The 11,442-nt window shown below is 30.4% G+C and carries 13 protein-coding genes; 11 read left to right on the top strand and 2 right to left on the bottom strand.

Features of this window, described 5'->3' with window-relative positions; genetic code table 11:
• The 5 genes from B5E75_RS13345 to B5E75_RS13325 all read left to right on the top strand — a co-directional run.
• Positions 1-1,043: MerR family transcriptional regulator (locus B5E75_RS13345; protein ID WP_087360200.1), on the top strand; the 1,043-nt coding region annotated here is incomplete at its 5' end.
• The gene (locus tag B5E75_RS13340) at positions 1,030-2,052 is read left to right on the top strand and encodes a MerR family transcriptional regulator (protein ID WP_087360197.1); all 1,023 of its coding nucleotides are present in this window, start codon (positions 1,030-1,032) and stop codon (positions 2,050-2,052) included. The genes B5E75_RS13345 and B5E75_RS13340, both read left to right, overlap by 14 nt.
• Before the next feature lie 70 nt (positions 2,053-2,122).
• Positions 2,123-2,746, top strand: coding sequence for a GTP pyrophosphokinase (locus B5E75_RS13335; RefSeq protein WP_087360194.1), 624 nt, complete (start codon positions 2,123-2,125; stop codon positions 2,744-2,746).
• Between the two features lie 40 nt (positions 2,747-2,786).
• Positions 2,787-3,431 (top strand): suppressor of fused domain protein, encoded by a 645-nt coding sequence (locus tag B5E75_RS13330; RefSeq protein WP_087360191.1) that lies wholly within the window; start codon positions 2,787-2,789, stop codon positions 3,429-3,431.
• Between the two features lie 6 nt (positions 3,432-3,437).
• Positions 3,438-4,070 carry an alpha/beta fold hydrolase gene (locus B5E75_RS13325; RefSeq protein ID WP_087360188.1) on the top strand — a complete coding sequence of 211 codons (633 nt, stop codon included), beginning with the start codon at positions 3,438-3,440 and terminating at the stop codon, positions 4,068-4,070.
• 22 nt (positions 4,071-4,092) lie between these two features.
• On the opposite strand, the gene B5E75_RS13320 is transcribed toward B5E75_RS13325, so the two are convergent.
• A complete protein-coding gene (locus B5E75_RS13320) occupies positions 4,093-5,763 on the bottom strand; it encodes a glutamine--tRNA ligase/YqeY domain fusion protein (protein WP_087360184.1) in 1,671 nt (556 codons plus the stop codon).
• Positions 5,764-5,895: 132 nt separating this feature from the next.
• On the opposite strand from B5E75_RS13320, the gene ispF reads away from it, so the two are divergent.
• The 6 genes from ispF to B5E75_RS13290 all read left to right on the top strand — a co-directional run bounded on the left by ispF (position 5,896) and on the right by B5E75_RS13290 (position 10,377).
• The gene (gene ispF, locus B5E75_RS13315; protein WP_087360181.1) at positions 5,896-6,375 is read left to right on the top strand and encodes a 2-C-methyl-D-erythritol 2,4-cyclodiphosphate synthase; all 480 of its coding nucleotides are present in this window, start codon (positions 5,896-5,898) and stop codon (positions 6,373-6,375) included.
• 5 nt (positions 6,376-6,380) lie between these two features.
• Positions 6,381-7,811, top strand: a complete 1,431-nt coding sequence (gene gltX, locus B5E75_RS13310) for a glutamate--tRNA ligase (protein ID WP_087360178.1) — start codon at positions 6,381-6,383, stop codon at positions 7,809-7,811.
• 87 nt (positions 7,812-7,898) lie between these two features.
• Complete coding sequence (locus tag B5E75_RS13305; RefSeq protein WP_087360174.1) at positions 7,899-8,696, top strand: DUF5011 domain-containing protein; 798 nt, start codon at positions 7,899-7,901, stop codon at positions 8,694-8,696.
• Positions 8,686-9,255 (top strand): rhomboid family intramembrane serine protease, encoded by a 570-nt coding sequence (locus tag B5E75_RS13300; RefSeq protein WP_087360171.1) that lies wholly within the window; start codon positions 8,686-8,688, stop codon positions 9,253-9,255. The genes B5E75_RS13305 and B5E75_RS13300 overlap by 11 nt, the downstream gene beginning before the upstream one ends.
• Positions 9,252-9,692: a YaiI/YqxD family protein gene (locus tag B5E75_RS13295; protein WP_087360168.1), complete on the top strand. Its 441-nt coding sequence runs from the start codon at positions 9,252-9,254 to the stop codon at positions 9,690-9,692. Before B5E75_RS13300 ends, B5E75_RS13295 begins: the two co-directional genes overlap by 4 nt.
• Before the next feature lie 268 nt (positions 9,693-9,960).
• Positions 9,961-10,377, top strand: a complete 417-nt coding sequence (locus tag B5E75_RS13290; RefSeq protein WP_162607706.1) for a PH domain-containing protein — start codon at positions 9,961-9,963, stop codon at positions 10,375-10,377.
• Here the strand turns inward: B5E75_RS13290 and B5E75_RS13285 are convergent.
• The gene (locus tag B5E75_RS13285) at positions 10,334-11,302 is read right to left on the bottom strand and encodes an IS1595 family transposase (RefSeq protein ID WP_162607705.1); all 969 of its coding nucleotides are present in this window, start codon (positions 11,300-11,302) and stop codon (positions 10,334-10,336) included. The two genes, B5E75_RS13290 and B5E75_RS13285, sit on opposite strands and share 44 nt — an antisense overlap.
• Between the last annotated feature and the right edge of the window lie 140 nt (positions 11,303-11,442).

Here is an 11,442-nt window from a genome sequence, read left to right as displayed (position 1 = left end):
GTGATTTAGAAAGAGAATTAGGATTAAGCAAGTATACACTTCGTTATTATGAAAAAGAGGGATTGATTACACCTCAAAGAGATGATAATGGTTATCGCCATTATAGTGATGAAGATTTACAGACATTAAAATTAGTAAAGTTTTTAAGAAGTTTAAATATCTCTATAGATGATGTTAAAGCAATTATTCATGGCAAACTGGATTTTCATGAATGCTTAAAAATGAATCAAATACATTTAGATCATCAAATAGAAAGTTTAAAAGAAGTGAAAAAGACAATTGATAACTACCATGATAAAGATTTACCTTTAATTCCAGCTTTACAGGATATTCAAGAAACAACACATCATTGGAAATTAGGTATTCAAAAAACAACGAATGCTGTATCATTAGGTAGAAAGCTAACGAAAGTATGGGCGAAAAGACAAATGATTTATAATATGGTTATAGGAGCTTTGATGGCATTTCTTATTTCTATGGTCTTTATCGCAATGATTGATTCAGTAGGATTAAGATTTCTTATTTACATGATGATTTATGTATTAGTAGAACTGATAATCATAGCTTTTTCTTATAAGATGACAAGTAGTGCTATGATTGATTTGACTTTAAATCAATCTGTAGAGTTTTTTGAGAGTGGGATACGTTACTATCAGTTTAAAAATCCAATCAAAAACATTCAATATTTCTTTGCTGTACTACGAGGAAAAGATAAACAATATATGAAATATTATCGTTATGAAGATATTCGTAAAGTATCATTGTATGTGAAAAAACGTTACATGAAAATAGCATCACCTATAGCTTATGAAAATGATGTGATTGATTTTGAATTTGAATTTTGTGATGGTCAAAAATTTTATTTCTACTATCCAATGATTTTGGACGATGATGCCAGATATATTGGGGCTATTTTAGAAGCAAAAGTTTCTTGTATAGAAGATAAAGATAACGTTTTATATGCCATGAAAAATGGTTTAAATATAACTGATTATATGATGAGTAAAAATAATAGTGAGGATAAGGGATATGAAAACAAGTGATTTAGAGAAGGAATTAAAACTTTCAAAACATACTATTCGTTATTATGAAAAAGAAGGGTTGGTTACACCTCAAAGAGATAGCAATGGTTATCGTAATTATAGTGATGAAGATATTCAAACATTAAAATTAGTGAAGTTTTTAAGAGGGTTAGATATTTCTATAGATGATGTTAAAGCAATTATAAATGGTGAATTAGATTTTCATGAGTGTTTAAAAATCAATCAAATACATCTAGAACATCAATTAGAAAGTCTAAAAGAAGTGAAAAAGACAATTGATAACTACCATGATAAAGATTTACCACTTATTCCAGCTTTAGCAAATATTGAAGTTGATGTGAAAAACTGGAAACTTGGTTATCAAAAAACAACAAGTGCAGTATCGTTAGGGAGAAAGCTAACCAAAGCATGGGCAAAAAGACAGTTGGTTGTTGCTGCATTTTCTTCTGCTATTTTATCGGTTGTGTTTACATTATGGATGTCTAAGGTTATTCCTTTGATATGGGTACGTATTCTTCTTTTATTAGTTTTGTTTATTGTTTTATTGATTTTAATGATTGCGACAGCATTTCGTCAAAGTTTTGCAGCAATGACAGATAACTGTTTAGATCAGTCTGTAGAGTTTTTGAGTGAGGGTATTCGTTATTATCAATTTAATGGGTTAGTAGCGAATCTTAAATATTTCCTTGCGGTATTAGTAGACAAAGATAAGGATATTATGAAGTTTTATCGTTATGAGGATATAACTAAAGTTTGCATTTATACAAATCTTAAATATATGAATATAGGTGCACCAATCGCTTATGAAGTTTATGAATCAGATTTTGAATTTCATTTTCGTGATGGTAAAAAGTTCTATTTCTTTTGGCCTATGACATTAGATGATGATTCAAGATATATTGCTGCAATCTTAGAAGCAAAAGTTCCTTATATTGAAGATAAAGATAATATTTTATATGCCATGAAAAATGGAATCAACATTACAGATTATATGTTGCACAAAGATTAGCACAATATTTCCCATTTTTACATGATGATTTCTATATAAGTATCATTTATGATAAATTTGGTGATGATAAATGAAGATATTTCAAGATTATAAAAGCTACTATGATTACATGCAGCCTTATCGTAGTGCTGCAAATCTCATTCAAACAAAGTTAGAAGTTATTGACGATGAATTAAAATGCTTTCATGGTTATAGTCCTATTCATCAAATTCAATCAAGAATTAAATCTCTTGAAAGTATTGAAGAAAAAATGAATCGTAAACATTATCCAGTGACTATTGAATCATTAAAATATCTTCATGACATAGCAGGATTAAGAGTGATTTGTCATTATATTAATGATATTCAATATATCTCTCAGTTATTGATTATGCATGAAGATATTCATTTATTAAAGAAAGTGAATTATATTGATTATCCTAAAGAAAGTGGTTATCAATCTTTACATCTTGTTGTAGAGGTGCGTGTTTATTGTCAAAAAGGTTTATTAAAAATACCAGTTGAAATTCAGCTTCGTACTATTGCGATGGATTGTTGGGCAAGTTTAGAACATGATATTCTTTATAAAAATAAAGAACCGGTTTCTAAAGACATTCAAGATGAGTTAAAAGAGTGTGCAAAGCGTATAGCTTTAACAGATTTACAAATGCAAAAAATATATCAGAAGGTTTATCAAAAAAAGCATACTTTCTAAAGTTATGGTATAATGAAACAAATAGGATAGGAGGGATTGTATGAGCCTCTTTGATAAATGGAAGAAAAAAGATACATCATCCAAGATGACAGAGGGATGGGATGCCATTGTAGAAGTATGTGAAAAAGTCTACCCCAATCAAAAAGAACCTTTGCATTATGGCACATTAGTCAGTTGGAAATTAGGTGGCAATGATCCATTGGATGGGATAAGTATTTATGATGGAGGAGATTATTGGCATTTTGTGACTTTTGGATTATCAGAACTTTATGAAAAAGAATCTTCTGATCCAAAGATCAGTGGTTATGGAATGGAATTCACTTTAAAATTAAAGAAAGGCTATGGCGATGATGATGCACAAATAAGAGGTATTTGTGGGATTCTCCAGACACTTGCAAGAATCACTTTTCAAAATGGTGAAGTATTTAGAGAATATGAATATATTTATACTGGGCAAAAAGAAGGTATGGATATTCAACAAACATCATTGTTGACGGGATTTATAACAGCATTGGATTCAGATATTCAAACCATTGTCACACCTTTTGGCAAAGTGGATTTTATTGAACTCATTGGAGCAACTAACCAAGAACTTCAAGCGTTACAAAATCATCAATGTACAGTCAAAGAACTATATCAAAAAATAGGAGATATCACAGATTATCAAAGACAATCTGTAATCTAAAGTCAAATGGTTTATATTTTAATACATGGTTTAGGACAGGATGAAACAAGCTGGAATCAAGTAGAAAGTTTATTGCTGCAAAAGAAAATGAAAGTCAAAAAAGTGTCTTTATACCAATTATTACAAAATCAGGATTTTACTTATGAAAATCTTTTTGAATCTTTTGTACAATATTGTTTACAATTTCAAGAAAAGGTTTCTCTTTGTGGCTTATCATTAGGTGGTATTTTAGCTATGGATTTTGCGAAAGCATATCCTCAACATATTCAATCACTTATTATCATTGGTGCTCCTTATAAGATTCCTCGTTTACTGTTTGGTATACAAAATCTTATATTTCATTTGATGCCTCAATCAACATTTGAAAAAATGGCAATCAAAAAGAAAGATTTTATTTCATTAGTACAATCTATGACTTATATCAATATATCAAAGGATTTGGAACTTATTCAATGTCCGACACTTCTTTTATGTGGTGAAAAAGATACACATAATAAAAAAGGATGTCAATTACTAAATGAACATATTCATGGAAGTTGTTTTGAAATCATTGAACATGCATCACATGAAGTCAATATTGACAATCCCCAGCTTTTAGCACAAAAGATTTCTTCATTTTATACAAAACAAAAAGCATGAACGTACTCATGCTTTTTAAAAACTATTTTTTTGGTAATTTAAATGAACTTTTTAATGATACGATTCTGTTAAAAACAAGATGATCTTCAGCAGAATCTTTTGTATCGACACAGAAATATCCATTTCTTACAAATTGGAATGAATCTCCAGGTTTTGCATCTTCAATAGATGGCTCAATATAACAGTTTTCAACAACTGTCAATGAATTTGGATTTAAATTCATGCTTCCATCTTCATTGTAAACACCTTTTTCTTCATCCACAAGATTTTCATATAATCTGGCAGTGACCTTCTTTGCGAAAGGTACAGGCACCCAATGAATTGTTCCTTTCACTTTACGACCAGTAAATCCTGTTCCATTTTTAGTAATTGGATCATATGTACAATGGACAACTGTTACGTTTCCATTTGCATCTTTTTCATAACTTACACATTTGACAAAATAGGCATTCATTAAACGCACTTCATTTCCCGGGAATAAACGGAAATATTTTTTAGGTGGTTCTTCCATAAAGTCATCTCTATCAATCCAAAGTTCTCTACAGAAAGGTACTTGTTTTGTTCCTAACTCAGGATTTTCCATATTCACTTGAGCATCTAAATATTCAACCTGTCCTTCAGGATAATTATCAATCACAAGTTTAATAGGGTCTAAAACAGCCATGACACGAGGTGCTTTTGGTTTTAAATCATCACGAATACAATATTCAAGCATTGCATAATCAACAGATGAGTTACTTTTTGCTACACCAACTAAATCCATGAAGTTCTTTAATGATTCTGGTGTAAATCCACGTCTTCTTAAAGCAGCAATAGTGACTAAACGTGGGTCATCCCATCCATCGACGATACCTTGATCAACTAAGCGTTTAATATAACGTTTTCCAGTGACGACATTTGTCAGATATAATTTTGCAAATTCAATCTGTTTTGGTGGTTCGGGATATTCTAATTCTTGAACAACCCAATCATATAAAGGTCTATGATCTTCGAATTCCAATGTACAGATAGAATGTGTAATATGTTCAATCGCATCTTCAATAGGGTGAGCAAAGTCATACATTGGATAAATACACCATTGATCACCTGTGTTATGATGTGTCATTCTGGCAATTCTATAAATAATAGGATCACGCATATTGATATTTGGTGAAGCCATATCAATTTTTGCACGAAGAACTTTGCTTCCATCTTCAAATTCACCATTTTTCATTCTTTCAAACAAATCAAGGTTTTCTTCAACACTACGATCACGATAAGGTGAATTTTTTCCTGGCTCTGTTAATGTTCCACGGTATTCTTTGATTTGGTCAGCTGTTAAATCACAAACATAAGCCTTTCCTTTTTTGATTAATTTAATAGCTGCCTCATACATTTGAGGAAAATAATCAGAAGCAAATTTCACTTCTCCATCATAATGAGCACCTAACCATTCTACATCTTTAATAATGGAATCTACAAATTCTGTTTTTTCTTTTGTTGGATTTGTATCATCAAAACGTAGATTAAATGTTCCATTGTATTTTTTCGCAAGTCCATAATTTAATAAGATAGACTTGGCATGACCAATGTGTAAATAACCATTAGGTTCAGGTGGAAAACGTGTTGCTACTTTTGTATATGTTCCTTCCTCTAAATCTTTATCTATAATTCTTTCAATAAAATTTTTACTGATAACTTCTTTATTATCCATCTGTCCAACCAACCTTCCTTCAATATATGCTTTAGTTTACCATATTTTTTGAAAATATAAAACAGTTTCATGAGATATAGTTTTGTATATTGTCCTTATTTGTGCTAGAATAGGGCAGAAAGGGTGATGTTTATGATGAGAATTGGACAATCTATTGATATTCATCAATTAGTTGAAGGCAGACCACTAATTTTAGGTGGAGTAGAAATACCTTATGAAAAAGGTTTAAAAGGACATAGTGATGCAGATGTTTTGTTACATGCGATCATTGAAAGTATTATTGGAGCGATGGGACTTGGAGATATTGGAAAGCATTTTCCTGATACTGACCCACAATATAAAGGGATTTCTTCAATGCTTTTATTGCAACATACTTATGATATGATGAAACAAAATGGTTATACAATTGGAAATATTGATAGCCTGATTTTATGTGAAGAACCAAAGATGGCACCACATATTCCACTGATGAAAGAAAATGTTGCCAGAGTTTTACATTGTGACATCACACAAGTGAATATTAAAGCGACAAGAGGAGAAAAAATGGGCTTTGTTGGTAGAAAAGAAGGTATTGTTGCCCAAAGCGTTGTATTATTAAATAAGGAAGGATAGAAAAGATGAGTAAAGTAAGAACAAGATTTGCCCCAAGTCCAACAGGATATATGCATATTGGGAATTTAAGAACCGCTTTATATGAATATTTAATCGCCAAACATGATGGTGGGGATTTTATTTTAAGAATTGAAGATACTGACCAGGAAAGAGAAGTCGCTGGAGCAGTTGATATGATTTATGATGTGCTTGATAAAACAGGACTTCACTATGATGAAGGTCCTGATAAACCAGGAGATGTAGGTCCTTATATTCAATCACAAAGATTAGCAATTTATAAGGAATATGCAGATAAGCTGGTTGAATTAGGTGGTGCACATTATTGTTTTTGTGATGAAGAAACAATTGAAGCAGCGAAAAAAGAAAATGCTGATCATGAAGAATTAGGATATATTGATCCATGTAAATCATTAACTTTAGAAGAAGCAAAACAAAGAATAGCCAATGGGGAAAAATATGTTGTCAGACAAACAATTCCAAGCAGTGGAATTACTTCTTTTGAAGATGAAGTCTATGGACATATTGAAGTTGAAAATGCTGGATTATCAGAAGGCGTATTGTTAAAGAGTGATGGTTATCCAACATATAATTTTGCAAATATTGTGGATGATCATTTGATGAATATTACTCATGTTGTAAGAGGAAACGAATATTTATCATCTACACCTAAGTATAATTTAATATATCAGGCTTTTGGATGGGAACCACCAGTTTATATTCATTGCCCACCTGTAATGAAAGATGAAACACATAAATTAAGTAAGCGTAATGGAGATGCTTCTTATCAGGATTTAATTTCTAAGGGATTTTTAAGTGAAGCGATTTTAAATTATATTGCTTTATTAGGGTGGTCACCTAAAGAAGAAAAAGAATTGTTTACATTGGATGAATTGATTCAAGAATTTAGTGTTGATCGTATTTCTAAATCAGGAGCTATTTTTGATAACGATAAATTAAAATGGATGAATGGTCAATATTTAAAAGAAAAATCTTTAGATGAACTTGTTAATTTGTGTTTACCATTCTTACAGAAAGCTTATGATTTATCTGATAAAAGTGAAGAATGGATTCAAAAGTTAATTGATGTTCATCGTGATCATATCAGCTATGGTGAAGAAATTGTTGAACAAGTAGCGCTATTCTTTGAAGATAAAATGCAAGTCAGTGTTGAGGCAAAAGAATTCATGCAAGATGAAAGTATTCCTCATACTTTAGAAGTCTTTAAAAATCATTTGTCAAATTTAAGTGATGAAGAATTTGATGAAGAACATGTTTTTGCTTGTATTAAAGCAACACAAAAAGAAGCCAAAGCAAGAGGTAAGATGTTGTATATGCCTATTCGTATTGCCACAACAGGAATTATGCATGGACCAGATCTTGCGAAATCTATTGTTTTACTTGGAAAGGAAAAAGTCTTATCAAGATTAGAAGGTTAATACCTTCTTTTTCCATGTGAAAAAATAATCATTAGACACAAGAATTTCATATTTTTGTGATATACTATTTATTAGGGGGTGTATAGAATGCAAAATAAGATTATTGTTTCAATTTTAAGTTTTTTTATTCTTGTTGATGTACTTTTAATCTATTTAGCATTAACAATTTCCCCAATTAAACTAAAAAGAAATGTGTTTACATTTCAATATGGACAGGATATACCTACAGATGTGAGTGAATATGTCAATGCAAATCATTCTGTTTTAGAAAATGTTAAATTAGATTTATCCCATGTTTCTAAAGAAGTAGGAAAATATCAGGCATCTATTACTTATTTTAATGAAACACAATATTTTGAAATTGTTGTAGAAGACACAATTAAACCCAAGTTTCAATTAAAGAAAGTTGAATGGCATATTCAAATAGGAGAAACATTAGAAGCTAAAGATTTAATACAAAATGTAGAAGATCATTCACAAACAGAAGTATATTTTTATAATGAAAAAACACAGGAAAAGAGTAAAACAAAATCTTTTCAAATGGAAGGAACACAGATTGAAAGAATTATTGTAGAAGATAAACATGGAAATCAATCTAGTGCTTTAAGAGTGAAGGTTGTGGTTGAAAAGAATAAACGTCCACCTGTTATTGAAGGTATTGAGGATGTGGAAATACATGTTGGTGAATCTATTGATTTAAAAGAAGGTGTAAAGGCAACTGATGATATTGAGGGAGATATTACATCACGTATCATTATCAATGGCCAAGTTGATAATCAAACACCGGGTGTTTATGAAATTATGTATACTGTTAGTGATAAAGATGGGAATACAACACAGCAAATGAGAACAATTACAGTAATCGAGGTAGAAAATGATAACTAATATTTATGTATTAATATGTGCACTTATATTTATATATATTCAATTTATACAACATGGTGATAAATGGGGTTGTGCTTTAAGACTTGGGGGATTTTATCCCCCATATATTCAAGAACGTCATCAATATTGGCGTTTTATCACATGTCATTTTATACATGCGGAATTCTTTCATTTCTTGATGAATGCTTATGCCCTGTATCAAATAGGGCATTTCTTAGAAGCTTGTTTAGGAACGGTGCCTTACTTATATTTAATTGTTATTTCTATGATATTAAGTTCAATGCTGAGTTATAGTGCATCACAAATATCATCACGTTATTATCAAACGTTGACTATTGGTGCCAGTGGTGTTGTTTTTGGCTTTTTTGGAGCTATTATTGTTTTAGGATATGTATTGGGTGGACCTTTTATGTCCGTTTTAGAAAATTTTGCACTTGTGATTGTCATTAATTTGGTATACACATTTATGGATCGACATATTTCTAAAACAGGACATATTGGTGGACTTATTGGTGGTATTGTCGCAATGGTTATGATTTTAGCTTTACATATTGTATGAGAATACTCGTTGATGGGGATGCAACACCCTATAAAGATGAAATCTATTCTTTAACAAAGACATATCATATAGAAATGCATGTTTATGTAGACTATGCTCATATATTAAAAGATGTTCCTTATCAAGTCATTGAATGTGATATTGGTCATGATAGTGTTGATTTGTTTCTTCTATCGCATTTACAAAAGCAGGATATATTGATTACACAAGATTACGGATTAGCTGCTTTAGCACTGGGAAAAGGTGCTTATATCTTACATATATCAGGAATGGAGATAACATCACAGAATATTGATGAATTATTGTTAAGACGTTATATTGGCGCTCATCAAAGAAAAAGTGGAAAACATATCAAAGGGCCTTCAAAACAAACACAAGAAGATAAACAATATTTTTTAGCACAATTAGAGAATTTGTTGAAAAAACTTAACCGATAGGGTTAAGTTTTTTTGTCAAATTAAAAATAATATAAACATGGGTTAACTTGTAATTAGAAGATTCATATGAAGAAATATTGATAAGTAAGTTAGCTATTATTTGAAAAGATAAATGTGGCATTAATTATATGTTGTTTTCATATTCATTTTTGAGTCTTAAATTGAAGTATGCTCTATATTGTTTGTATAAAATGTGTTAACATGATATGAAGATAGTATATAGAAAATTGAAATCAAAATTATTCATTCAAAAAAGATGGAGATTGGTATGAAAGTATATAAAGGTAAAAATAGCTTTTGGCTTATAGTGATATTTGTTATTTATGATATATGTCCCATATTCATTTATTTGTGTGATGCCAGTATTGTTTCTCATATATGGTGGATATTACTGTGGGTTGCGTATTATTCAATGAATTTGGTGTGGATACCAGTTATGGTTAGAAACTATATTGAATTATATGATGATTATTTTGTTTTTTATTATGGATTTTCTAAAGAAAGATTTGAAATAAAAGATATTTTAAAATTAGAAAAGAGTAAAAATCCTATGGCTTCCTCAGCAAATTCATTAGATAGGATTCATATGACAACAAAAGATAAAGATTTTTATATATCATTAAAAGATAATGATGATTTTATCATAGACCATCAGACACACTTGTTTTATTGTAGTAATCTTTAAGCATCTTTCTAGTCATTACAATTGAGTAACTGATAATTCTCATCATGGAAAACATAAGCTTGAAACCTTTATATCTATGATTGAATCTCCAGGCATGTTCCTGTATATATCCGTTGATATATTTTTTCGCTATGCCATGATAGATTCCATCTATATTACTTTTTATATTTGATATCTGTATATTTATCCAATACATAAGATGATCTGATTCTTTGTAATCTATAACGCCATTGATAAGATGTACTCTATCCTTTAAATAGTGATATGCCGGGTCACCATCAGTACATATTGTTGTATCCTTATCGTAATAGATATGTTTCATGAGCCTTTTTACTTCTTCCTTGTTTTCGCTTTTTACTTGAAGCAGTTTTATTCTATTGGGATAGTTGTTAAGCTGATCTGTACCAAGAGCCACTAAAAAGGGTTGTTTGTCAGTTCCCAACCCTCTCTTACCATTATGAGATTTGCCACCAATGTGAAATCCATCTATTTCAATGAATTTTGATTTCAAATCAAAACAGCCATTATCTAAAGACATCAAATAACGCAGTTTTTGACATAACAACTGAGCACTTTTTCTGTTGATGCCCAGTTGACGTGATAGTTCTTCTGCGGAAATACCCTTTGTAGAAGTGATAAAAAGGAATATACCATAAAGAAGTGTATATAATGGTAATTTGTTGTCCTGAAAGATAGTTCCTGCAAAAAGATAGACTTGATGTGAACATTGAGAACAAGTGTAGACATTATTTCTACACTTGAGTAAAGTAAAATGAACACAACCACATTCAGGACAAACAAGTCCTAAAGGATGAAAAACATTCAAAAAGAAATTTCTACACATATCATCATTATTGAAGAAAAGCTTATTGAAAGTGATATGACTCATAATTTTTGGTTTAGCTTTAGCACAATTTTTTGACATAAACAATGACCTCCATAAATAATTATCAATGTCATTATACATTAATCAAAAAAATGATGACTTCTAAACCAGAGGATAGACTCCGAAAAAAAGGAGTTAAAACAAGAAAGTATTACAAGTGGCTCAGATGGTCTATGAAA

Origin of the sequence: Massiliimicrobium timonense (assembly GCF_002160865.1) — a bacterium.
Lineage (GTDB): Bacteria > Bacillota_I > Bacilli_A > Erysipelotrichales > Coprobacillaceae > Allocoprobacillus.
The sequence above is the reverse complement of the archived record's forward strand: the minus strand, read 5'-3'. Positions and strand labels throughout refer to the sequence as shown.

Bases quoted from the DNA above. Each gene is read 5' to 3' on its own strand.
- B5E75_RS13340 (WP_087360197.1), top strand. From the start codon at position 1,030: ATGAAAACAAGTGATTTAGAGAAGGAATTAAAACTTTCAAAACATACT.
- B5E75_RS13335 (WP_087360194.1), top strand. From the start codon at position 2,123: ATGAAGATATTTCAAGATTATAAAAGCTACTATGATTACATGCAGCCT.
- B5E75_RS13330 (WP_087360191.1), top strand. From the start codon at position 2,787: ATGAGCCTCTTTGATAAATGGAAGAAAAAAGATACATCATCCAAGATG.
- B5E75_RS13325 (WP_087360188.1), top strand. From the start codon at position 3,438: ATGGTTTATATTTTAATACATGGTTTAGGACAGGATGAAACAAGCTGG.
- B5E75_RS13320 (WP_087360184.1), bottom strand. From the start codon at position 5,763: ATGGATAATAAAGAAGTTATCAGTAAAAATTTTATTGAAAGAATTATA.
- ispF (WP_087360181.1), top strand. From the start codon at position 5,896: ATGATGAGAATTGGACAATCTATTGATATTCATCAATTAGTTGAAGGC.
- gltX (WP_087360178.1), top strand. From the start codon at position 6,381: ATGAGTAAAGTAAGAACAAGATTTGCCCCAAGTCCAACAGGATATATG.
- B5E75_RS13305 (WP_087360174.1), top strand. From the start codon at position 7,899: ATGCAAAATAAGATTATTGTTTCAATTTTAAGTTTTTTTATTCTTGTT.
- B5E75_RS13300 (WP_087360171.1), top strand. From the start codon at position 8,686: ATGATAACTAATATTTATGTATTAATATGTGCACTTATATTTATATAT.
- B5E75_RS13295 (WP_087360168.1), top strand. From the start codon at position 9,252: ATGAGAATACTCGTTGATGGGGATGCAACACCCTATAAAGATGAAATC.
- B5E75_RS13290 (WP_162607706.1), top strand. From the start codon at position 9,961: ATGAAAGTATATAAAGGTAAAAATAGCTTTTGGCTTATAGTGATATTT.
- B5E75_RS13285 (WP_162607705.1), bottom strand. From the start codon at position 11,302: ATGTCAAAAAATTGTGCTAAAGCTAAACCAAAAATTATGAGTCATATC.